The organism is Escherichia sp. SCLE84 (assembly GCF_012584495.1).
Lineage (GTDB): Bacteria > Pseudomonadota > Gammaproteobacteria > Enterobacterales > Enterobacteriaceae > ECMA0423.
In genome coordinates, this window is record NZ_CP051430.1 from 3,055,217 (window position 1) to 3,078,900 (window position 23,684).

The following is a 23,684-nucleotide window of genomic DNA, read 5'->3' on the forward strand; positions in this document are numbered from 1 at the left end:
CGTTTAACGCAGGCTATTATAGTCATCAACCATTTCGTTGTACTCGCGTAATGCTCTCGGGAAAGAGTCTTCGACCATCCAGCTTGAGTTTGCGTCCTGAAGTTGCTCTTTATCCCAGTCAGAGTACGGGACTTTATCTCTGATGCGGCGAACGTATTTTTTAGCCTCGAGTTGATACTGGCCTGCCGAATTAATAAACGAGAAATTCATGCCGCCTTTATCCGCTTCTTTGGCCTGCGCCACTAGCGTTTCCAGTTCAGACACTTTCTTCATTGCCGCATCAACATCAAACTTCTCTTGCGATATCAGATTATTAATTTGTTTCGCTGAAATCATGACTGCCAGAGAGTAGTAGTGGAATGTTTTCCCTTCTCTTTCTTCAATATTTTTCAGTTCCGCAAGCTGGCGCTTATCGTTAATTTCCTGAATCGCCGCATGATAAGATTCTGCTACAGCTTCAAAGGCTTCCAGATTTTTTAAGAATGTCTGGTGCAGCGTTTTCCCTTTCGCAAACGCATCGTCTTTATAATTTTCCTGGGTGTAATATTTATCCATTTCGTTAATGGTATTACCCAACGCCACGGCAGCATCGATATAACTCACCGCCACGCCATCAATAGGTTGCAGCGCAGGCGTTAACGCCACAGCACTTTTTACGCCTTTTTCACACTCAGCGAGGTTGGATTCACTAATGCCGTAGATGCCATAAACAGTACGCTCTTCACCGGTAGGCCCCTGTTTAAAATCTTTCAGCCAGTCAGCATAACGCGCCAGACTGCTCTGTACAGGGATCTGTAACTTGTTATAGCACTTGATATAGACATCCATTTTTTCGTCGAAAACCGCTTGTTCATCGACCACCGGTTGCGCAGGTGTTTCAGGTTTAGCTTCTGCTTTTGCAACGGGAGCTTCAGGAGCTGGTGCGGCAGGTTGACTATTGGCAGGCGGGGGCGTTTCTGTTTCGGCTTTTTTATCATCACAACCCGTCAGACCGAGGGCCATGATGGCGACTATAATAGCGGAAGATAATAAATTCCTTTTCATTTAATTGCCTTATAAATATATAGATAAGAGAGTGAACATAATAAATGAAAAAAGAAAACGCCACTACACGCGTTTTATTTATAAATAAAATAATAAAATTCACGAAATGAATAAGTCCTGCAATTTAATATATATCGCAGGACTTATTTTAATTAATTGCTCAAACGCTGCGGATGGGTATAAACCGTTGCCCGACCCGGCTTACAAAAACCCACCAGCGTCAGATTACAACGCTCAGCCACTTCTACAGCAAGCGTGGTCGCGGCAGACACCGCAAACAAAATCTCTACGCCGCACATCGCCGACTTTTGCACCATTTCATAACTGGCACGACTGGAAACCAGTACCGCACCTTGCTGCCAGCTTTCCCCTTCTTGTGACCGGCGGCCTAACAGTTTGTCCAGCGCCACATGGCGACCCACGTCTTCATGCCCGCCGACCAGTTCGCCAGATGGCAACATCCAGGCAGCGGCGTGAGTACAACCAGTCAGTTGCCCCACTGGCTGAAAATCGTTGAGATGACGTAATGCATCATCCAGTTTGTTGAGATCAAACGTCTGGGTGAACGGTAGCGGCTGCACCGGTTTTCCGATGTCATTAAGTTGCTCCACGCCGCATACGCCACAGCCCGTACGTCCCGCCAGCGCCCGGCGGCGCTCCTTCAACCCCATAAAGCGGCGGCTGGAAAGCTCAATTTGTACTTCAAGACCATTACAGGAAGGAACGACATCCATGCCGAAGATATCGCGCGGACTTTCTATTATCCCCTCGGAAAGCGAAAAACCGAGCGCAAAGTACTCAAGGTCTTTGGGCGACGCCATCATCACCACATGCGAAATGCCGTTGTAGACCAGCGCAACGGGAACTTCTTCCGCGACCTCATCTAACCGTGGGTGTTGTAAATCATCACGCCGCCATAACTCAATTTGACGAACACCTGTGATATTTGTCACATTTTCGATTTCTTTTTGCTGTGTTTTTTTCACTTTCTCTTAACCAGATAAGAACACACACACCAACATTATGGTATTCTGTTACAAACCCTTCCTGGATGGAGGGAAATTGAGCCAATTCTGGACCTTTGCGGCCCCTTCCGCAAAGAAAAATAACTCCCACTCCCTGCACACGCAGCAAGCGAATGTAAATGGGACGTGACAATGTCGAAACAAGGAGCAATCCATGCAGGTCAGCAGAAGGCAGTTCTTTAAGATCTGCGCTGGCGGTATGGCAGGCACCACGGCAGCGGCACTGGGTTTTGCACCCAGCGTAGCGCTCGCGGAAACCCGGCAGTATAAACTGCTGCGCACCCGCGAAACCCGTAATACCTGCACCTATTGTTCCGTAGGCTGTGGGCTGTTGATGTACAGCCTCGGTGACGGAGCAAAAAACGCCAAAGCATCTATCTTCCATATCGAAGGCGATCCGGATCACCCGGTCAACCGCGGTGCACTTTGTCCGAAAGGCGCTGGCCTGGTGGATTTCATCCACTCCGAAAGCCGTCTGAAGTTTCCGGAATACCGTGCGCCAGGTTCTGATAAATGGCAGCAAATCAGTTGGGAAGAGGCGTTTGATCGCATCGCCAAACTGATGAAAGAAGACCGCGATGCTAACTACATTGCGCAAAACGCCGAAGGCGTGACTGTTAACCGCTGGCTCTCCACCGGGATGCTGTGTGCTTCCGCGTCGAGTAACGAAACCGGCTATTTAACGCAAAAATTCTCCCGCGCGCTGGGTATGCTCGCGGTCGACAACCAGGCGCGTGTCTGACACGGACCAACGGTAGCAAGTCTTGCTCCAACATTTGGTCGCGGTGCGATGACCAACCACTGGGTCGACATCAAGAACGCCAACCTCGTCGTGGTGATGGGCGGTAACGCCGCTGAAGCTCACCCGGTCGGGTTCCGCTGGGCGATGGAAGCCAAAATTCACAACGGCGCGAAGCTGATTGTGATCGATCCTCGCTTTACGCGTACGGCGGCGGTAGCTGACTACTATGCCCCTATTCGTTCCGGTACTGACATTGCTTTCCTGTCAGGCGTATTGCTGTACCTGCTGAACAATGAAAAATTCAACCGCGAATACACCGAAGCCTATACCAACGCCAGCCTGATAGTGCGTGAGGATTACGGCTTTGAAGATGGCCTGTTCACCGGCTACGACGCGGAAAAACGCAAGTACGATAAATCCTCCTGGACTTATGAACTGGACGAAAACGGCTTCGCCAAACGCGATACCACGCTGCAACATCCGCGCTGCGTGTGGAACTTGCTGAAACAGCACGTTTCCCGCTACACGCCAGATGTGGTTGAAAACATCTGTGGTACGCCAAAAGACGCGTTCCTGAAAGTCTGCGAATACATCGCAGAAACCAGTGCTCACGATAAAACTGCCTCGTTCCTGTATGCCCTCGGCTGGACGCAACACTCCGTTGGTGCGCAAAACATTCGTACGATGGCGATGATCCAGCTGCTGCTCGGCAATATGGGGATGGCCGGCGGCGGCGTTAACGCCCTGCGCGGTCACTCCAATATTCAGGGGCTGACGGACCTGGGGCTACTGTCGCAGAGTCTGCCAGGTTACATGACGCTGCCAAGCGAGAAGCAGACCGATCTGCAAACCTACCTTACCGCCAACACGCCAAAACCGCTGCTGGAAGGCCAGGTAAACTACTGGGGCAACTACCCGAAATTCTTCGTCTCTATGATGAAGGCCTTCTTTGGTGATAAAGCGACGGCGGAAAATAGCTGGGGCTTTGACTGGTTGCCGAAGTGGGATAAAGGCTACGACGTCCTGCAGTACTTCGAGATGATGAAAGAGGGCAAGGTCAATGGCTATATCTGCCAGGGCTTTAACCCTGTTGCCTCATTCCCGAACAAAAACAAAGTGATCGGTTGTCTGTCGAAACTGAAGTTCCTCGTCACCATCGACCCACTGAACACTGAAACCTCTAACTTCTGGCAGAACCACGGTGAGCTGAACGAAGTTGACTCGTCGAAGATCCAGACCGAAGTGTTCCGTCTGCCATCGACCTGCTTCGCAGAAGAGAACGGTTCAATCGTTAACTCAGGTCGCTGGTTGCAGTGGCACTGGAAAGGTGCGGACGCCCCGGGGATTGCGCTGACTGATGGCGAGATCCTCTCCGGTATCTTCCTGCGCTTGCGCAAGATGTATGCCGAACAGGGTGGCGCGAACCCGGACCAGGTGCTGAACATGACCTGGAACTACGCCATTCCGCATGAGCCGAAGTCGGAAGAAGTAGCGATGGAGAGCAACGGTAAGGCGCTGGCCGATATTACCGATCCGGCAACCGGTGCGGTTATCGTCAAGAAAGGCCAACAACTTAGCTCGTTCGCCCAATTGCGCGATGACGGTACAACCTCCTGTGGCTGCTGGATTTTCGCCGGTAGCTGGACGCCGGAAGGCAACCAGATGGCGCGTCGTGATAACGCCGATCCGTCTGGCCTCGGTAACACGCTGGGCTGGGCATGGGCATGGCCGCTTAACCGCCGCATTCTGTATAACCGCGCCTCCGCAGATCCGCAGGGTAACCCGTGGGATCCGAAGCGTCAGTTGCTGAAATGGGACGGCACTAAGTGGACCGGCTGGGATATTCCGGACTACAGCGCAGCGCCTCCGGGTAGCGGCGTCGGGCCGTTTATCATGCAGCAGGAAGGCATGGGGCGTCTGTTTGCCCTCGATAAGATGGCGGAAGGTCCGTTCCCGGAACACTACGAGCCGTTTGAAACGCCGCTGGGAACTAACCCGCTGCATCCAAACGTTATCTCGAACCCGGCTGCACGTATCTTTAAAGACGACGCCGAAGCATTGGGTAAAGCCGATAAGTTCCCGTATGTCGGAACCACCTATCGTCTGACCGAGCACTTCCACTACTGGACCAAACACGCGCTGTTGAACGCGATTTTGCAACCAGAGCAGTTTGTGGAAATCGGGGAGTCGCTGGCGAATAAACTTGGCATTGCCCAGGGCGATACCGTGAAAGTCTCCTCCAACCGTGGCTATATCAAAGCCAAAGCGGTGGTGACCAAACGTATTCGTACGCTGAAAGCGAACGGCAAAGATATCGATACCATCGGTATTCCGATTCACTGGGGTTATGAAGGCGTAGCTAAAAAAGGCTTTATTGCCAATACGTTAACGCCATTCGTTGGTGATGCGAACACGCAGACGCCGGAGTTTAAGTCCTTCCTTGTGAATGTGGAAAAGGTGTAACGGAGACGACATATGGCTTATCAATCTCAAGATATCATTCGTCGTTCCGCGACTAACGGTCTGACCCCCGCGCCTCAGGCGCGGGACTTCCAGGAAGAAGTGGCGAAACTCATCGACGTCACCACCTGTATCGGCTGTAAAGCCTGTCAGGTGGCGTGTTCAGAGTGGAACGACATTCGCGATACCGTCGGCAATAACATTGGGGTGTACGACAACCCCAATGATTTAAGCGCCAAATCGTGGACGGTAATGCGCTTCTCGGAAGTGGAGCAGAACGACAAACTGGAATGGCTGATCCGCAAAGACGGCTGTATGCACTGTTCCGATCCAGGCTGCCTGAAAGCGTGCCCGGCGGAAGGTGCAATTATTCAGTATGCCAACGGTATCGTCGACTTCCAGTCCGAGCAGTGCATTGGCTGCGGTTATTGCATTGCGGGCTGTCCGTTCGACATTCCGCGCCTCAACCCGGAAGACAACCGCGTCTACAAATGTACGCTGTGCGTTGACCGCGTGGTGGTTGGGCAAGAACCAGCCTGCGTGAAGACCTGCCCAACGGGCGCGATTCACTTCGGTACGAAAGAGTCGATGAAAACGCTGGCGAGCGAGCGCGTTGCTGAGCTGAAAACCCGCGGTTACGACAATGCGGGTCTGTACGATCCGGCAGGCGTCGGTGGTACACACGTCATGTACGTGCTGCACCATGCTGACAAGCCAAATCTGTATCATGGCTTGCCGGAGAACCCGGAAATCAGCGAAACCGTGAAATTCTGGAAAGGCATCTGGAAACCGCTCGCGGCTGTTGGCTTTGCGGCTACCTTTGCGGCCAGTATCTTCCACTACGTGGGTGTCGGTCCGAACCGTGCGGATGAGGAAGAGAATAATCTGCACGAAGAGAAAGACGAGGAGCGCAAATGAAACGACGTGACACCATCGTGCGCTACACCGCGCCGGAACGTATCAACCACTGGATCACCGCCTTCTGCTTCATCCTGGCGGCGGTGAGCGGGCTGGGCTTTTTGTTCCCGTCCTTCAACTGGTTGATGCAAATCATGGGCACACCGCAGCTGGCGCGAATTCTGCACCCGTTTGTCGGCGTGGTTATGTTTGCCTCGTTCATCATCATGTTTTTCCGTTACTGGCATCACAACCTAATCAATCGGGATGATATCTTTTGGGCGAAGAATATTCGTAAGATCGTCGTCAACGAGGAAGTAGGTGACACCGGGCGTTATAACTTCGGTCAGAAATGCGTTTTCTGGGCGGCGATTATTTTCCTGGTTCTGCTGCTGGTGAGCGGCGTGATTATCTGGCGTCCTTATTTTGCGCCTGCTTTCTCAATCCCGGTGATCCGATTCGCGTTAATGCTGCATTCATTTGCCGCAGTGGCGTTAATTGTGGTTATCATGGTGCATATCTACGCCGCCCTTTGGGTGAAAGGCACGATTACCGCCATGGTGGAAGGATGGGTTACCAGCGCCTGGGCGAAGAAACATCACCCGCGCTGGTACCGTGAGGTCCGCAAGACAACGGAAAAGAAAGCTGAATGAGTATTCGCATAATCCCGCAAGATGAGCTGGGTTCGAGCGAGAAACGTACGGCGGATATGATTCCGCCGTTATTGTTCCCTCGGCTCAAGAATTTATACAACCGCCGCGCCGAGCGTCTGCGCGAGCTGGCAGAAAATAATCCGCTGGGTGATTACCTGCGCTTTGCTGCGCTTATCGCCCACGCCCAGGAAGTGGTGCTGTACGACCATCCGCTGGAGATGGATCTGACCGCGCGCATTAAAGAAGCCAGCGCACAGGGCAAGCCCCCGCTGGATATTCACGTTCTGCCGCGTGATAAGCACTGGCAAAAGCTGCTGATGGCGCTGATTGCTGAGCTGAAACCTGAAATGAGCGGCCCGGCGCTGGCAGTGATTGAGAATCTGGAGAAGGCATCGACTCAGGAGCTGGAAGATATGGCCAGCGCACTGTTTGCCTCTGATTTCTCATCCGTCAGCAGCGATAAAGCGCCGTTTATCTGGGCTGCACTGTCGCTCTACTGGGCGCAGATGGCCAATCTGATCCCCGGCAAAGCCCGCGCTGAATACGGCGAGCAACGTCAATATTGCCCGGTTTGTGGTTCTATGCCGGTGTCCAGCATGGTGCAAATTGGCACCACTCAGGGTCTGCGTTACCTGCACTGCAACCTGTGTGAAACCGAATGGCACGTAGTGCGCGTAAAATGCAGCAACTGCGAGCAGAGCGGCAAACTGCATTACTGGTCGCTGGATGACGAACAGGCCGCGATTAAAGCCGAAAGCTGCGATGACTGCGGCACTTACCTGAAGATTCTTTATCAGGAAAAAGAACCGAAAGTTGAAGCCGTGGCAGATGACCTCGCCTCTCTGGTACTGGACGCGCGAATGGAGCAAGAAGGCTATGCCCGCAGTTCCATCAACCCGTTCCTGTTTCCGGGTGAAGGGGAGTAATCTCTGACGTTTTCCGGGTGGCGCTGGTCGCCCGGATTACAGCTCATAGGGTGTGACGACACCATCTCCCGTATTCCGCGTTACCACCTCAAGCTATGCCGCCAGTGCCTGTTTGCCTCGTTCTTCCCTCCAACACATCGATAAGGTTATTGGTATGTCACTGATAACAAGCGTAAGATTGCCTGATGCGCTGCGCTTATCAGGCCTTGTATTATCCCTCCAGTGCAGAGAAAATCGGCCAGTTTTCTCTGCCTGCAGTCCGCATGCCGTATCGGGCCTTGGGTTCTAACCTGTTGCGTAGATTTATGCAGCGGACTGCCTTTCTCCCAAAGTGATAAACCGGACAGTATCATGGACCGGTTTTCCCGGTAATCCGTATTTGCAAGGTTGGTTTCACTATGGAACATGAACTTCATTATATCGGTATCGACACCGCTAAAGAGAAACTGGATGTCGATGTGTTGCGTCCTGATGGTCGTCATCGCACCAAAAAATTCGCTAACACCACTAAAGGGCACGATGAGCTGGTGAGCTGGCTGAAAGGTCACAAGATTGACCATGCGCATATCTGCATCGAAGCGACCGGCACCTATATGGAACCTGTCGCTGAGTGCCTTTACGATGCTGGCTACATAGTGTCAGTCATTAATCCTGCGCTGGGTAAAGCTTTCGCTCAGAGTGAAGGACTGCGTAACAAGACTGATACCGTGGATGCGCGCATGCTGGCAGAGTTCTGTCGTCAGAAGCGCCCTGCAGCCTGGGAAGCGCCTCACCCGCTTGAACGCGCGTTGCGTGCCCTGGTAGTCCGCCACCAGGCGCTGACAGATATGCACACGCAGGAACTGAATCGCACTGAAACGGCGCGGGAAGTCCAGAGACCGAGCATTGATGCTCACCTTCTGTGGCTTGAAGCAGAGCTGAAGCGTCTTGAGAAGCAGATAAAAGACCTGACAGACGATGATCCGGATATGAAACACCGCAGGAAACTGCTGGAAAGCATCCCGGGTATCGGAGAGAAAACATCTGCGGTATTGCTGGCTTATATCGGTCTGAAGGACCGCTTCGCCCATGCCAGACAGTTCGCCGCTTTTGCGGGTCTGACACCACGGCGTTATGAATCAGGTAGCAGTGTGAGAGGGGCGAGCCGGATGAGTAAGGCCGGACATGTGTCGCTTCGCAGGGCGTTGTATATGCCCGCAATGGTAGCCACCAGTAAGACTGAGTGGGGACGGGCGTTCCGCGACCGTCTGGCGGCTAATGGCAAGAAAGGAAAGGTGATTCTCGGCGCGATGATGCGCAAGCTGGCACAGGTGGCGTATGGAGTGCTGAAGTCAGGCGTGCCGTTCGATGCGTCACGGCATAATCCGGTAGCGGCGTAAAAATCGCGGAAGGGATGAAAAAAACAGCGCCTGACGGCGCTGTGTCTGGCATGCCTGCAATCCGGGAAACCGGACCAGGAAAAAACTTGCAGGCCATAACAGTATCTACCAATAAACTGCAATATATTGAATTTTCACGACTTTGTAGGCCGGATAAGGCGTTCACGCCGCATCCGGCATGAACAACGCGCACGTTGTCAGCAATCTGATTGACATCATTTTTTCCCATTACCATTCCTCGCGCAGCTTACGCTGATATTCGACACCATCTTCCTCACACCCTTGCCAGATGCCAGGAACACTGGTTCTTGCTGTTTGCGATTGATTTATCAGGTATTGATCTACCGCTTCCCTTAATAGGTCCGCACGAGGAAGATTACGCTGCACCTCGAGATCATCAAGTTGCTTAATCACCTCATTCGATAAATCGAGTAAAATTCTGCCCATATCTATACCTGCCAGAGAGTTCATAAATATCTCGCCAATATCATTTTTGAATCTATGGAGAGAAAAGTACCCTTGCCGAATCTTTAAAGAAAGCTCATTTACGCATCATTTTTTATTTTTGCGAGGCGTTTTCCAGATACGATGTAACAGTTGCAGTTATTATAAGTTCAAGTAAAACAGCCTTGTATTAATACCAGAATAAGGGCATCTGTTTTTTTATATTCAAGAATGAAAAATTTTTTTCATTCCTTATGCTCCTTACACTGATCATCAACACCAACTACCTCCCCCTTTTGCCTGCCTCCCTTTGCTTTACGCACCGGGAATTGCTGACGTTCCAGATATTGCTCAACCGCTTCGCGTAAAATTGCAGATCGTGAAACCTTACGCCAGCCCCGAAGCTTGTTCAGCCGTTTAATTGCCTCTTCTGATAAATGAAGAAAAACCGTATTCATCGCCATTACCACCACCTTACATATATTACTCATTAATGTATGTGCGAAAATTACGCCGGAAAATCATTTAAAAAAAGCGGATTTTTGCATGTCGTTTTGTTTTTGCGAGGCGTTTTCCAGAAATAATAAGAGCGTTGCAGTTGTTTCATTTATTACTCAAAAATGGTTTAGTTATCGCCCAGGATGAGTTATGGATACTATGAATATATTATATTCAGGGATGTTTATTTTTTGATTGGATCTTTATTTGCATAATCTGAATGGTGTACCCGAAAAATGTCAGCATCCTAACAGCACCCGGATTTAAGGTGAAATTAATCATCCATCACAGACCGGTCAGTACTGCCACCAACCGGTCTTTACTTGTTCATCGTTATAATTTTGTTGGTAACAGTTCGGGAAACAAGGAATTCCTTCCGGAACCCCCCGGTATCATCCGATAGCATTGACGTCAATCATCAGCGCGACGATGAGTTTTTTTAATCGCATCATAGGGTGGCGACGTTCAGCACGATTACGGGTCATAGCAAAACTCCTGGGCAGGCGACCACTATGCCGCTTTCACAGGAGTTCTGAATGCTAGTGCTTTCTGTATGGCATAACCATGCCTCTAACGGTTAAGTGCTTGCAGCACATGTTGCGGATCATTGGCAATCGCTCGCAGCAAAGCCTTTGCAGGCCCGGTCGGTGAACGTCGCCCCTGCTCCCAGTTACGCAACGTGTCTACGCTTACAGAAATAAGATCGGCAAATTTAGATTGTGACAACCCTGAAGCGCGGCGTATTTCTTTGATTTTCATAGCATCAACTTCAAAAGTCCGCGAAGGCTGTCGCGTTCCTTCAATAATTTCATTCATCTGGGCCATGCTGTGAGTCAACCGCTCAAAAAGTGCCTTATCCATTTACCACCTCGTATTTAACAACCGGAGCATTGCTTTTTCCTGGGGAGACAGATCATCTTTAATACCCTTACGATAAATAAGCAGTAATCTGATCTCATAATGTTTAACCTGATGAAAGTAAATAACCCTGACACCAGCACGTTTCCCCTTTCCTCCTGAAACCCATCGAACCTTTCTTAACCCACCAGTTTCAGGTATTACCTCACCATAGTCAGGATTCAAGGCAGGAAAAACTGAAAACGACTGAATTCATCGTCGGTCAGCAGTTTTTGAACATCTTCAGTAAAAATTTCCGTTTCGATGAAGAGCATAATTATACGCCATTGGCTTAGAGTAACAATCCTTTTTGTACGTCATTGACGTACCCTTGAAACCACTAGCTTACTGATAGTGCTCCAGCAAAACCACGTCTCTGCCGGGTTTGTCTTTAGATTTGCGAGGCGCTTTCCAGATTTTTCACGCCCGTGAATTTCCCTGTATCCATCCAGCAAAAACGGGTGTATAAGACTGTACATTCATACAGCAAAATAAGTTCTACTATGGCACTGGAAAAAGGAATTGCAGAGTTAGTCGAAAAGTTTATCGCTGCGGGTCGCCCCTCATCGCGTCAACAAAGTATTGCGCAGCGCAGGGAGGGCTATATCGCCAGCGCTGTCCTTGCGGGTGAGACAGAAACGCGGGTAGATATTCAGACTATCGAACTTGAAGGGATGACCTTACGAATAGTGTCGCCGCTGAATGCCCCGACATTACTCCCGACGATAATTTATTACTACGGTGGCTGTTTTGTTAGCGGCGGGTTCGCAACTCACGACAACCAGCTGCGCCAGTTAGCCTATTACGGGCAATGTCGGGTTATTGCCGTCCAGTATCGGCTGGCACCGGAACATACTTTCCCCGCCGCCCATGATGATGCGCAACGAGGTGCAGAATTAGTCTTGCAACACGCCGAACGACTTGGCGTTGATAAACAGCGGATAACTCTTGCCGGTGACAGTGCGGGCGGACATCTGGCGCTGGTAACTGCTTTGCGATTAAAGCGTGCTGGCGAGTGGCAACCTGCACAACTCATATTAATTTATCCCATGCTTGATGCGACTGCGCATTTCGAAAGCTATATCCGCAATGGTCACGATTACATCATCACACGCGATACTCTACTGAGCGGCTTTGAGATGTACCTACCAGATATTGATCGCAAGCATCCTGAAGCCAGTCCTCTATGGCGCGATGATTTCAATGGCTTGCCACCTGTACATATCATTACCGCTGAATACGACCCACTTTGCGATGAAGGTGAAGCGTTGTATCACCGCATGACAGGGCAAGGAGTGCAATGCACCTGCCAACGCTACCTTGGCGTTATCCACGGATTTTTTCAGTTAGGTGGTATCAGCGAGGCCGCGCGATCGGCACTACGGGATGTTGCCTGGAGAGCGGGAAGGTAACTTCGGACCTGGGCCCTGAAAAGGTTTTCAGATTGAAAACCTTTTCAGTCAAGTAAAACGCCCCTACTCTTCTTCGTTCCCGCCCTCTTCATACGGGCCAAATGGCTTCGCGGGCAGAACGATATACGTGCCTTCAAACACTGCTCCCGGCGTCTCGTCGCCAAAGATTTCAACTTGCATCTGCACCCGTGCTTTTCGTCCGCGCGCCAGACGGTCGAGATCGCCGCTTAAGGCACCAAGGTCGGCTACCGCATGAGGTTTACCGCTAATCGGCTTGCTGTAGCGGATATGCGCATCCGCCAGAATAATCGTTCCGCCGAGGTGGCGTTCACGCAGCATCAGCCAGATAAGCCCCCAACCGGTGAGCGTCGCCAGCGAGAATAAACTCCCGGCAAACAGCGTATGGTGCGGATTCTGATTGCCGGTTTCCGGCATGGTGGTGATAAATTTTTGCCCGGTATATTGTTGAATACGCACGCCCATTTTTTCACTAAGCGGGATATGTTCGTACCACGCCTGTTGCAGCTGCGCGCACCAGTCGCCGCGATGCAAAATATCATCCAGAGTGGCGACGGGCTTAATCATCAAAAAATGGCGAATCGGCGTGGTGGTTGGCGTGGTGATCTCCCCCTGATTAATGAATCCCAGCTTGGCGAAAAACTCCACCGCGTCTTCACGGGCGCTACAGGTCACGCGCTTAACGCCTTCCTGACGCGCCACCGACTCCAGGGTCATAGCCATCAGCGTGCCTAACCCTTTGTCCTGCACGTCCGGGTGAACGGCCATAAAGCGAATGGACGCTTCATTGTCGGCATTAATATACAGTCGGCCTACCGCCACCAGATTACCCTGCTCATCGACGACCATCTGATGATGCGCCATCGCATCCCACGCGTCGCGTTCCGAACCTTTTGGTTGATGCAGGGGCTTACGCAACATTTCCCAGCGAAACTGATAGTAACGCTCTAATTCTTCTTCTGTTTGTGGAACCCGAAGGTGATACATAGCGATACTCTCTCTTGTTTCCCGTGACAACCCTGGAAGCTGGCTCATACCTGCAACCAGAATGTCACGGGGCCATCATTGACCAGCGATACCTGCATATCCGCAGCGAAGCGTCCTGTTTGCGTGTTCATCTCTTGTTGACGGCAGCGTTCGACGAAATAGTCATATAACGCCTCTGCGCGATCCGGTGATGCACCTTTGGAGAAACTTGGGCGCATCCCCCGTTCGGTATCTGCGGCGAGGGTAAACTGGGAAACCACCAGCACACTGCCGCCCGCCTGTTGCACGTTGAGATTCATCTTGCCTTCGGCATCGCTAAAGATGCGGTAGCCGAGCACACGCTCGCACAGACGGTTTGCTTTCTGTTCGTCGTCATCCTTTTCGACACCCAATAACACCAAAAGTCCCGCGCCAATTTCGCCCGTCACTTCTCCCTCCACGGTGACGCTGGCACGGGTTACGCGTTGAATTAATGCAATCATGGTTCGTCGTCTTCTTCTTGTTCAGCAGCTTGTTTTAGTTTGCGGTATTCCCCGAGAGTGACAGTAATTTCCGCGCCAAGCAAGACGATACACCATGTCCAGTAGACCCAGACAAAGAGAATGGGGATCACCGCAAGCACACCGTAAATGAGCTGATATGACGGGAACATGGTGATATAAAGCGCGAAACCTTTCTTTCCTGCTTCGAACAGGAGTGCAGCAACAAACGCGCCGACAATCGCGTCGCGGTTAGGTACGCGGATGGTAGGAACAATGCTGTACAGCAACCAGAAGGAGATCCACGACAACAGCAGCGGAAAAATACGCAGCACGTTGTCGATGACAGTATTGAGATCGCTCGCCCAGCGCAGGGAGAGCAAATAGGAACTGATCGCCAGACTAGCCCCTGCCAGCAGCGGCCCCAGCGTTAAAATCATCCAGTACACGGCAAACGAGTAAATTTTTGGTCGCGCTCGTTTACTGCGCCAGATGGTATTCAACGCGCTATCGATGGAGTACATCAACAATAACGCGGTGACGATCAGCCCGCACGCGCCAACGGCGGTCATCTTGTTGGAATTGGCAACAAATTGTTCGATATACCGCTGAATAACATCGCCAGTAGCAGGCAGAAAGTTGGCAAAAATAAAGTGACGCAACTGAATGCTGACGTCGGAAAACATGGGAAAAGCGGCGAAAAGCGCAAAAACAACGGCAACCAGCGGCACTAATGAGAGCAACGACACATAGGCAAGGTTACCTGCCAGGGTTGTCATGTTGTCCTCATCAATACGTTGCCAGAGTAGTTTTAGCCAGGCCCATAGTGGACGGGTACGGTGCCTGGCTTTGTCCTGAATGGTTTTTAGCATAACACCTTCGCGAAATAGTCCGGGATGGTGGTTTTATCTTTCACCAGAATACTGGTAATGCCCAGCTGATTAGCTCCTTCTATATTATCGGCGTTATCGTCGAAAAAGACCGTATCGCTGGGTGAAAAACCTTCCGCCTGCAAAACATGCTGGTAAATTCGAGCTTCAGGTTTGCGCATCCCCAGATCTTGCGACAGATAGATATGGTCAGCAGCATCACGAATTTCCGGGTATTCTTCCGGCCAGAAGGTGGTATGCAGGCGGTTGGTATTGGAAAGCACCACCACGCGATGCCCCTGCTCACGCAGTTTATGCATGATGGCGATCACTTCCGGGCGCAGCGCAACAAACACCGCCTGCCAGCCGTGAGAGAACTGCTCGTAGCTTAGCGGTAGAGCCATCTCATGACACAGCGCCTCTGCGAACGCTTCGTCGCTAATTTCCCCACGCTCATGCTGATGAAACGCCTCCCCCATATGAAAACTCTTCTTAAGCGATGCCAGCGGAATACGCGTTAAATCGCTCCAGGCTCCCAGCACACGGTTAAAGTCGATATCGACAATCACATTACCTAAATCAAAGATATAGAGCATTTTTGCCTCCTTTCGCGCCACAAGAAATTAACTGTAGCGGGAAAGGATGGGTTTGGCTATGTGGCAAGGTATGAAGCCAGGTTAACGGTCACAAAAATCTACGCGTCTTCCTGGGGAAGAATGATTTCAATTTGGCTGTCTTGTAAGCGTGATTTTAGCGCAGCGGGCGGCAGCTCGTCGGTAAAGAGCGCAGTGACCTGTGCCACGTTACCAATTTCAACCGCCGCCGAAGCATGATACTTAGTGTGATCGGCGACCAGCAGAATATTTCTCGCGTGCGCCATCATCGTTTTCACCACGTTAGCTTCGTTTACATCAAACTCCATCAACGCGCCATCGCTCTCAATCGCCCCAACGCTTGTTACCAGATAATCAGCACGAAAATCAGCCACAAAGGACGCCGCTGAAGGGCCAATGATCCCGCTATTATGAGAGCGCAACGTACCGCCGGGCACCATCACTTCAAAGCGCGGGTTGTGGTAAAGAATATGCGCCACACGCAGGCTGTTGGTGATTATCCGCAAATGATTATGGTTAAGTAACGCCCGGGCAACATGCTCAACAGTCGTACCAATGGTGATAAATATTGTTGAACCATCAGGAATATAGTCTGCCACCGCTTCGGCAATCGCTTTTTTTTCCTCGGTTTGCGAAACCTCACGCTGCTCGAACGCCGTATTAACGACGCTGGAAGCCCGACCCGCGCCACCGTGATGGCGCGTAATCAGGCCTTGCTCGCTTAATTTACGAATATCCCGGCGGACCGTCTGCGTGGAGACATCCAGCAGATTTGCCAGCTCATCAATATTCATATACCCACGCTCGGCGATCAGCATGAGGAGTTGGTCGTGCCGCGGGTTACCGGTTAGTTCGGTAAGGCTCATGAAAATTCCTCGAAAAACCATCACCCTGGCATTTTATACAAAAAGTGACAAAAAAGATCGGGTTTGATCACAGTCAGGGATCCCGGCTCGTCCACCGGGACGTGTGCATTTTAACGCCGCTACACCGCTGGCGAAGCGGACTGACTCCGCTAAATCCCCACTTGTTGCCAGCGCCACCGCCAAAGCGCCGTGAAAAACATCACCCGCACCTGTGGTATCTACCACATCAACTTTGAAGGCCGGTTGATGCTGACGCCCACCATTTTCCAGCCAGTCGCAGCCTGCGCTACCCTGGGTCACATAGACATGACCATTTGTGAGCGTTTGTGCCTGTTTTAGCGCACTGGCCATCTCTTTCACGCCCGTTAAGCGCGCCAGACCCGGTTCTGAAAAGGCCGCGTGATCGCTTAATGCCACCAGCTCACTGATATCCTGCGGCGTAATGTCCCCGTCCAGAACGGTCATCACACCCGCCTGACGGGCCAGGGTGAAGGCTTTTTTAGCGCCGTCGTGCCAGCGTACATCTGCCAGCACAACATCCCACTGAGAGAAATCAATTTCCTCCAACCACTCTGCGTCAGGCAGCAGATCCGGGCTGGGGTAGTTAATGATTATCCGCTCGCCTTTGGTATCCACCATGATGGCGGATTGCGAAGATTTCGCCTGGTTATACCGTTTGGTGTAACGGGTGTTAACGCCCCAGGATTCCAGCTCTGCCAGCAGGCTGTTGCCCGTGTCGTCATCACCTACGCGACCAATAAAATCGACCTGCGCCCCCAGCCTTGCCGCCGCAACCGCTGCCGTCGCCGCTGGCCCGCCACCAACTTCCGTATAATTTCTCGCCACGTATTTACCGCTCTCCGTCGGTAACCCTTCCACGTAATAGATGCGATCCATCACGGTTATACCTACACAAGCAACACGAATCATGGTCATTCCTTAAACATTTTGGGATGCGTTCATTTTAATTTCACCAATTGTTTAAAAAGTGACGGCTGTCAATTTTTTGACGATAAATTACAAATACGATCAAAAACAGACAAGCAAAGCATGTCATAAATGACAAAAAGTGACATCACTGTATTCAGGAGAGGGTTATGGCAGCAATCGCGTTTATCGGTTTAGGACAAATGGGTTCGCCAATGGCGAGCAATTTATTGCAGCAAGGGCATCAACTTCGCGTCTTTGATGTGAACGCCGAAGCTGTGCGGCATCTGGTAGACAAAGGTGCGACTCCCGCCGCCAACCCGGCGCAGGCCGCTAAAGATGCCGAATTTATCATTACCATGTTGCCGAATGGCGATCTGGTGCGCAACGTGTTGTTCGGTGAAAACGGCGTTTGCGAAGGCTTATCTACCGATGCGCTGGTCATTGATATGTCCACCATCCATCCGCTGCAAACCGATAAATTGATTGCCGATATGCAAGCCAAAGGCTTCAGCATGATGGATGTTCCGGTAGGCCGTACTTCTGCAAATGCCATTACCGGTACTCTGTTACTGCTGGCTGGCGGCACCGCTGAACAAGTTGAACGTGCCACACCGATCCTGATGGCGATGGGCAGTGAGTTGATCAACTCTGGCGGTCCGGGCATGGGGATCCGCGTTAAGCTCATCAACAACTACATGAGCATCGCGCTCAATGCGCTTTCGGCAGAAGCCGCCGTTTTGTGCGAAGCCCTGAATCTTCCCTTCGATGTTGCCGTCAAAGTGATGAGCGGTACCGCCGCCGGTAAAGGTCACTTCACCACTTCCTGGCCAAACAAAGTCCTCAGCGGAGATCTTTCTCCCGCCTTCATGATCGATCTTGCCCATAAGGATCTTGGCATCGCCCTTGATGTCGCCAACCAGCTGCATGTGCCAATGCCGCTGGGGGCCGCCTCACGGGAGGTTTATAGCCAGGCGCGCGCAGCGGGTCGCGGTCGCCAGGACTGGTCCGCCATTCTGGAACAGGTCCGTGTCAGTGCCGGGATGACTGCCAAAGTAAAAATGTAACGACTGGATAAAGGAATAAATGAATGAATAAGTACACCATCAACGACATTACGCGCGCATCGGGCGGTTTTGCCATGCTGGCGGTCGATCAGCGCGAAGCCATGCGCATGATGTTTGCCGCGGCTGGGGCACCCGCTCCGGTAGCCGATAGCGTTTTAACTGATTTCAAAGTTAACGCTGCAAAGGCCCTCTCGCCTTATGCCTCGGCGATTCTGGTAGATCAACAATTCTGCTACCGCCAGGTGGTTGAGCAAAACGCGATTGCCAAAAGTTGCGCCATGATTGTCGCCGCCGATGAGTTCATTCCTGGCAACGGTATTCCGGTCGATAGCGTGGTTATTGACCGCAAAATCAATCCGCTACAGATCAAACAAGACGGTGGCAAAGCCTTAAAACTGCTGGTGCTGTGGCGTAGTGATGAAGATGCGCAGCAACGTCTGGATATGGTGAAAGAGTTCAACGAACTGTGCCACTCACACGGTCTGGTAAGCATCATTGAGCCAGTCGTCCGCCCACCGCGTCGTGGCGATAAATTCGATCGCGAACAAGCGATCATCGATGCCGCCAAAGAGCTGGGCGACAGTGGCGCTGACCTCTACAAAGTTGAAATGCCGCTTTATGGCAAAGGTCCGCAACAAGAGCTTCTCTGTGCTTCACAACGTCTGAATGACCATATCAATATGCCATGGGTGATCCTCTCTTCCGGTGTCGACGAAAAACTGTTCCCGCGTGCCGTACGCGTGGCAATGACGGCGGGCGCATCGGGATTCCTGGCAGGCCGTGCAGTCTGGGCATCGGTCGTCGGTTTACCAGACAACGAGCTGATGCTGCGTGACGTTTGCGCACCGAAATTACAACAACTTGGCGATATCGTCGACGAAATGATGGCTAAACGCCGCTAAGATGAGGATAAAAGGAATGAAATGGTTTAACACCCTAAGCCACAACCGTTGGCTGGAACAGGAAACCGACCGCATCTTTGATTTTGGTAAAAATTCCGTAGTGCCGACTGGTTTTGGCTGGTTAGGCAATAAAGGGCAAATCAAAGAAGAGATGGGCACCCATCTGTGGATCACCGCTCGTATGTTGCACGTTTATTCCGTTGCTGCGGCGATGGGTCGACCTGGCGCTTACTCGTTGGTTGATCACGGTATCAAAGCCATGAACGGCGCACTGCGTGATAAAAAATATGGCGGCTGGTATGCCTGCGTGAATGACGAGGGCGTGGTGGATGCCTCCAAACAGGGCTATCAACACTTCTTTGCTCTGCTGGGTGCCGCCAGCGCCGTCACAACGGGTCACCCGGAAGCGCGCAAGCTGCTCGATTACACCATTGAAATTATCGAGAAATATTTCTGGAGCGAAGAAGAGCAGATGTGCCTGGAATCCTGGGACGAAGCCTTCAGCAAAACCGAAGAGTACCGCGGCGGCAATGCCAATATGCACGCGGTGGAAGCTTTCTTGATTGTTTATGACGTCACTCACGACAAAAAATGGCTGGATCGCGCGATTCGCGTGGCTTCCGTGATTATCCACGACGTCGCCAGAAATAATCATTATCGCGTTAACGAACACTTCGATACCCAGTGGAATCCGCTGCCGGATTACAACAAAGATAACCCGGCGCATCGCTTCCGCGCGTTTGGAGGTACACCAGGCCACTGGATCGAATGGGGCCGTTTAATGCTGCACATCCATGCTGCCCTGGAAGCCCGTTGCGAACAACCACCAGCATGGCTGCTAGAAGATGCCAAAGGTCTGTTTAACGCCACCGTGCGCGATGCCTGGGCACCCGATGGCGCGGACGGGATTGTTTATACCGTTGACTGGGAAGGAAAACCGGTGGTCCGCGAACGTGTACGTTGGCCTATCGTCGAAGCAATGGGTACGGCCTACGCGCTCTACACCGTCACTGGCGATCGCCAGTATGAAACCTGGTATCAAACATGGTGGGAGTACTGCATTAAGTACCTGATGGACTATGAAAATGGTTCCTGGTGGCAGGAGCTGGATGCGGACAATAAGGTCACCACCAAAGTCTGGGACGGCAAACAGGATATTTATCACCTGCTGCATTGCCTGGTGATCCCGCGTATCCCGTTAGCGCCCGGCATGGCTCCAGCGGTTGCAGCGGGTCTGCTGGATATTAATGCGAAATAACTGATCTGAAAATAGGGTGCGGGTTTTCCCCTCACCCTAACCCTCTCCCCAAAGGGGCGAGGGGACCGTCCGGTGCAGTTTTTGGGTTTGACATCAGCCTCACGGGAGGCTGTATGTCGTTAATTAAGGTGCCTTGTATGCAAATCACCAATATGCATTGCAGTGGACAGACCGTTTCACTTGCCGCGGGGGATTATCACGCGACCATTGTGACCGTCGGTGCTGGTCTGGCTGAATTAACCTTTCAGGGTTGTCATTTAGTCATCCCGCACAAACCCGAAGAGATGCCGCTGGCGCATCTGGGTAAAGTGCTTATTCCGTGGCCGAACCGGATCGCCAACGGCTGTTACCGCTATCAGGGGCAGGAATATCAGTTACCCATTAATGAACATAGTTCAAAAGCCGCTATTCACGGGCTGCTTGCCTGGCGAGACTGGCAAATTAGTGAATTAACCGCCACCAGCGTTACCCTGACAGCTTTTCTGCCGCCCAGTTACGGCTATCCGTTTATGCTGGCTTCACAAGTTGTTTATTCGCTCAACGCACACACGGGTCTTTCCGTTGAGATCGCAAGCCAGAATATCGGCACTGTCGCAGCGCCTTATGGCGTGGGTATTCATACTTATTTAACCTGCAACTTAACATCTGTTGATGAATATCTGTTCCAGCTTCCGGCAAACCAGGTTTATGCCGTTGATGAACACGTAAATCCGACAACGCTTCACCACGTTGATGAGCTGGATTTAAATTTCACGCAGGCGAAAACAATAGCCGCGACAAAAATCGACCACACCTTTAAAACCGCTAATGATCTGTGGGAAATAACCATTACCCATCCACAACAGGCGCTTTCGGTTAGCCTTTGTTGCGATCAACCCTGGGTACAAATTTATAGCGGTGAAAAATTACAGCGTCAGGGACTGGCAGTTGAACCTATGAGTTGCCCGCCTAACGCCTTTAATTCAGGTATCGACTTATTATTACTGGAACCAGGAAAACCGCACCGCCTGTTTTTTAACATTTACGGACAGAGAAAATAACTTGTATTGATTAGCAGTCAAAATCATTGAAGAACATTTCACTCGCTAAAGGCAACATTATGTATCTTCAATTTATTAAGTTAAAAACAGCTCAGCTTCTGTAAAGTTTTTATATATCAGTTTTATGAGAATCATTTTACATAAGCCTGTAATAACAGGAAGGCAACAATCTCGTTCTCAACTCTATGGAGATTAGTTATGGATACGCCACGTCCACAGTTATTAGATTTTCAATTTCATCAGAATAACGACAGTTTTACCCTACATTTTCAACAACGTCTTATTTTAACCCATAGCAAAGATAATCCTTGTTTATGGATTGGCTCAGGTATAGCGGATATCGATATGTTCCGCGGTAATTTCAGCATTAAAGATAAACTACAGGAGAAAATTGCGCTTACCGACGCCATCGTCAGCCAGTCACCGGATGGTTGGTTAATTCATTTCAGCCGTGGTTCTGACATTAGCGCCACGCTGAATATCTCTGCCGACGATCAGGGCCGTTTATTGCTGGAACTACAAAACGACAACCTTAACCACAACCGTATCTGGCTGCGCCTTGCCGCTCAACCAGAGGACCATATCTACGGCTGCGGCGAACAGTTTTCCTACTTCGATCTGCGTGGCAAACCGTTCCCGCTATGGACCAGTGAACAAGGCGTTGGTCGCAACAAACAAACCTATGTCACCTGGCAGGCCGACTGCAAAGAAAATGCGGGCGGCGACTATTACTGGACTTTCTTCCCACAGCCTACGTTTGTCAGCACGCAGAAGTATTACTGCCATGTTGATAACAGTTGCTATATGAACTTCGACTTTAGTGCCCCGGAATACCATGAACTGGCGCTGTGGGAAGACAAAGCAACGCTGCGTTTTGAATGTGCTGACACATACATTTCCCTGCTGGAAAAATTAACCGCCCTGCTGGGACGCCAGCCAGAACTGCCCGACTGGATTTATGACGGAGTAACGCTCGGCATTCAGGGCGGGACGGAAGTGTGCCAGAAGAAACTGGACACCATGCGTAACGCGGGCGTGAAGGTCAACGGCATCTGGGCGCAGGACTGGTCCGGTATTCGTATGACCTCTTTTGGCAAACGCGTGATGTGGAACTGGAAGTGGAACAGCGAAAACTACCCGCAACTGGATTCACGCATTAAGCAGTGGAATCAGGAGGGCGTGCAGTTCCTGGCCTATATCAACCCGTATGTTGCCAGCGATAAAGATCTCTGCGAAGAAGCGGCACAACACGGCTATCTGGCAAAAGATGCCTCTGGCGGTGACTATCTGGTGGAGTTTGGCGAGTTTTACGGCGGCGTTGTCGATCTCACTAATCCAGAAGCCTACGCCTGGTTCAAGGAAGTGATCAAAAAGAACATGATTGAACTCGGCTGCGGCGGCTGGATGGCTGACTTCGGCGAGTATCTGCCCACCGACACTTACCTGCATAACGGCATCAGCGCCGAAATTATGCATAACGCCTGGCCCGCGCTGTGGGCGAAATGTAACTACGAAGCCCTTGAAGAAACGGGCAAGCTCGGCGAGATCCTTTTCTTTATGCGCGCCGGTTCTACCGGTAGCCAGAAATACTCCACCATGATGTGGGCGGGCGACCAGAACGTCGACTGGAGTCTCGACGATGGCCTGGCGTCGGTTGTCCCGGCGGCGCTGTCGCTGGCAATGACCGGACATGGCCTGCACCACAGCGACATTGGCGGTTACACCACCCTGTTTGAGATGAAGCGCAGCAAAGAGCTGCTGCTGCGCTGGTGCGATTTCAGCGCCTTCACGCCGATGATGCGCACCCACGAAGGTAACCGTCCTGGCGACAACTGGCAGTTTGACGGCGACGCAGAAACTATCGCCCATTTTGCCCGTATGACCTCCGTCTTCACCACCCTGAAACCTTACCTGAAAGAGGCTGTCGCGCTGAATGCGAAGTCCGGCCTGCCGGTTATGCGCCCGCTGTTCCTGCATTACGAAGACGATGCGCACACTTACACCCTGAAATATCAGTACCTGTTAGGTCGCGACATTCTGATCGCTCCGGTGCATGAAGAAGGCCGTAGCGACTGGACGCTCTATCTGCCGGAGGATAACTGGGTCCACGCCTGGACGGGTGAAGCGTTCCGGGGCGGGGAAGTTACCGTTAATGCGCCCATCGGCAAGCCGCCGGTCTTTTATCGCGCCGATAGCGAATGGGCGGCACTGTTCGCGTCGTTAAAAAGCATCTAATCACATCCGCCCGTGGGGAAACTCATGGGCAAAGGGAGAACATCG

22 protein-coding genes and 1 pseudogene are annotated in these 23,684 nt (G+C 51.5%); 11 read left to right on the forward strand and 12 right to left on the reverse strand.

The window, feature by feature from the left end; all coding sequences use genetic code 11:
• Nucleotides 1-3: 3 nt before the first annotated feature.
• Together HGD79_RS14860 and fdhD are read right to left on the reverse strand one after the other, a co-directional pair.
• Complete coding sequence (locus tag HGD79_RS14860) at nt 4-1,044, reverse strand: YiiG family protein (RefSeq protein ID WP_001348539.1); 1,041 nt, start codon at nt 1,042-1,044, stop codon at nt 4-6.
• Between the two features lie 152 nt (nt 1,045-1,196).
• Entirely contained in the window at nt 1,197-2,030 is an 834-nt protein-coding gene (fdhD, locus tag HGD79_RS14865) for a formate dehydrogenase accessory sulfurtransferase FdhD (protein ID WP_000753589.1), read from the reverse strand.
• Nucleotides 2,031-2,223: 193 nt separating this feature from the next.
• On the opposite strand from fdhD, the gene fdnG reads away from it, so the two are divergent.
• The 5 genes from fdnG (at nt 2,224) to HGD79_RS14890 (ending at nt 9,126) form a co-directional block, all read left to right on the forward strand.
• Entirely contained in the window at nt 2,224-5,274 is a 3,051-nt protein-coding gene (fdnG, locus tag HGD79_RS14870; RefSeq protein WP_011310337.1) for a formate dehydrogenase-N subunit alpha, read from the forward strand.
• A 12-nt stretch (nt 5,275-5,286) separates the two neighbouring features.
• A complete protein-coding gene (gene fdoH, locus HGD79_RS14875) occupies nt 5,287-6,189 on the forward strand; it encodes a formate dehydrogenase O subunit beta (protein ID WP_000331377.1) in 903 nt (300 codons plus the stop codon).
• The gene (fdoI, locus tag HGD79_RS14880) at nt 6,186-6,821 is read left to right on the forward strand and encodes a formate dehydrogenase cytochrome b556 subunit (RefSeq protein ID WP_000829013.1); all 636 of its coding nucleotides are present in this window, start codon (nt 6,186-6,188) and stop codon (nt 6,819-6,821) included. Before fdoH ends, fdoI begins: the two co-directional genes overlap by 4 nt.
• The gene (fdhE, locus tag HGD79_RS14885) at nt 6,818-7,747 is read left to right on the forward strand and encodes a formate dehydrogenase accessory protein FdhE (protein ID WP_000027708.1); all 930 of its coding nucleotides are present in this window, start codon (nt 6,818-6,820) and stop codon (nt 7,745-7,747) included. The genes fdoI and fdhE overlap by 4 nt, the downstream gene beginning before the upstream one ends.
• A 398-nt stretch (nt 7,748-8,145) precedes the next feature.
• Nucleotides 8,146-9,126 (forward strand): IS110-like element IS621 family transposase, encoded by a 981-nt coding sequence (locus tag HGD79_RS14890; RefSeq protein WP_000399648.1) that lies wholly within the window; start codon nt 8,146-8,148, stop codon nt 9,124-9,126.
• Between the two features lie 228 nt (nt 9,127-9,354).
• Here HGD79_RS14890 and yiiF read toward each other — a convergent pair whose 3' ends face one another.
• The 4 genes and pseudogenes from yiiF to HGD79_RS14910 form a co-directional block, all read right to left on the reverse strand.
• On the reverse strand, nt 9,355-9,597 hold the full coding sequence (gene yiiF, locus HGD79_RS14895; RefSeq protein WP_001086388.1) for a protein YiiF: 243 nt from the start codon (nt 9,595-9,597) through the stop codon (nt 9,355-9,357).
• A 218-nt stretch (nt 9,598-9,815) separates the two neighbouring features.
• Nucleotides 9,816-10,034, reverse strand: coding sequence for a CopG family transcriptional regulator (locus HGD79_RS14900; protein WP_001295676.1), 219 nt, complete (start codon nt 10,032-10,034; stop codon nt 9,816-9,818).
• Nucleotides 10,035-10,638: 604 nt separating this feature from the next.
• Nucleotides 10,639-10,929, reverse strand: a complete 291-nt coding sequence (nadS, locus tag HGD79_RS14905) for a NadS family protein (RefSeq protein WP_000356397.1) — start codon at nt 10,927-10,929, stop codon at nt 10,639-10,641.
• Nucleotides 10,930-11,240, reverse strand: a pseudogene (locus HGD79_RS14910) (type II toxin-antitoxin system RelE/ParE family toxin).
• Between the two features lie 228 nt (nt 11,241-11,468).
• Between HGD79_RS14910 and HGD79_RS14915 the strand changes: the two are divergent.
• Entirely contained in the window at nt 11,469-12,377 is a 909-nt protein-coding gene (locus tag HGD79_RS14915; protein ID WP_001299484.1) for an alpha/beta hydrolase, read from the forward strand.
• 63 nt (nt 12,378-12,440) lie between these two features.
• Here HGD79_RS14915 and fabY read toward each other — a convergent pair whose 3' ends face one another.
• From fabY to yihV, 6 genes are all read right to left on the reverse strand, one after another.
• Nucleotides 12,441-13,382, reverse strand: coding sequence for a fatty acid biosynthesis protein FabY (gene fabY, locus HGD79_RS14920; protein WP_001343389.1), 942 nt, complete (start codon nt 13,380-13,382; stop codon nt 12,441-12,443).
• Between the two features lie 44 nt (nt 13,383-13,426).
• A complete protein-coding gene (gene dtd / locus HGD79_RS14925; RefSeq protein WP_000560983.1) occupies nt 13,427-13,864 on the reverse strand; it encodes a D-aminoacyl-tRNA deacylase in 438 nt (145 codons plus the stop codon).
• Nucleotides 13,861-14,733: a virulence factor BrkB family protein gene (locus HGD79_RS14930; protein WP_000920762.1), complete on the reverse strand. Its 873-nt coding sequence runs from the start codon at nt 14,731-14,733 to the stop codon at nt 13,861-13,863. The genes dtd and HGD79_RS14930 overlap by 4 nt, the downstream gene beginning before the upstream one ends.
• A complete protein-coding gene (gene yihX, locus HGD79_RS14935) occupies nt 14,727-15,326 on the reverse strand; it encodes a glucose-1-phosphatase (protein WP_001295269.1) in 600 nt (199 codons plus the stop codon). Before yihX ends, HGD79_RS14930 begins: the two co-directional genes overlap by 7 nt.
• A gap of 98 nt (nt 15,327-15,424) precedes the next feature.
• Nucleotides 15,425-16,210, reverse strand: coding sequence for a DeoR/GlpR family DNA-binding transcription regulator (locus tag HGD79_RS14940; protein ID WP_000059678.1), 786 nt, complete (start codon nt 16,208-16,210; stop codon nt 15,425-15,427).
• Between the two features lie 33 nt (nt 16,211-16,243).
• Nucleotides 16,244-17,140 carry a sulfofructose kinase gene (gene yihV / locus HGD79_RS14945; protein ID WP_000621656.1) on the reverse strand — a complete coding sequence of 299 codons (897 nt, stop codon included), beginning with the start codon at nt 17,138-17,140 and terminating at the stop codon, nt 16,244-16,246.
• Nucleotides 17,141-17,307: 167 nt separating this feature from the next.
• Here yihV and yihU point away from each other — a divergent pair, with 167 nt between their 5' ends.
• From yihU to yihQ, 5 genes are all read left to right on the forward strand, one after another.
• On the forward strand, nt 17,308-18,204 hold the full coding sequence (gene yihU / locus HGD79_RS14950; protein ID WP_000718896.1) for a sulfolactaldehyde 3-reductase: 897 nt from the start codon (nt 17,308-17,310) through the stop codon (nt 18,202-18,204).
• Nucleotides 18,205-18,227: 23 nt separating this feature from the next.
• Nucleotides 18,228-19,106 carry a sulfofructosephosphate aldolase gene (gene yihT / locus HGD79_RS14955; RefSeq protein ID WP_001046453.1) on the forward strand — a complete coding sequence of 293 codons (879 nt, stop codon included), beginning with the start codon at nt 18,228-18,230 and terminating at the stop codon, nt 19,104-19,106.
• 16 nt (nt 19,107-19,122) lie between these two features.
• The gene (yihS, locus tag HGD79_RS14960; protein WP_000870916.1) at nt 19,123-20,364 is read left to right on the forward strand and encodes a sulfoquinovose isomerase; all 1,242 of its coding nucleotides are present in this window, start codon (nt 19,123-19,125) and stop codon (nt 20,362-20,364) included.
• A 137-nt stretch (nt 20,365-20,501) separates the two neighbouring features.
• Complete coding sequence (locus HGD79_RS14965; protein ID WP_001167553.1) at nt 20,502-21,404, forward strand: aldose-1-epimerase; 903 nt, start codon at nt 20,502-20,504, stop codon at nt 21,402-21,404.
• A gap of 198 nt (nt 21,405-21,602) precedes the next feature.
• Nucleotides 21,603-23,639 (forward strand): sulfoquinovosidase, encoded by a 2,037-nt coding sequence (yihQ, locus tag HGD79_RS14970; protein ID WP_000380838.1) that lies wholly within the window; start codon nt 21,603-21,605, stop codon nt 23,637-23,639.
• Nucleotides 23,640-23,684: the final 45 nt, after the last annotated feature.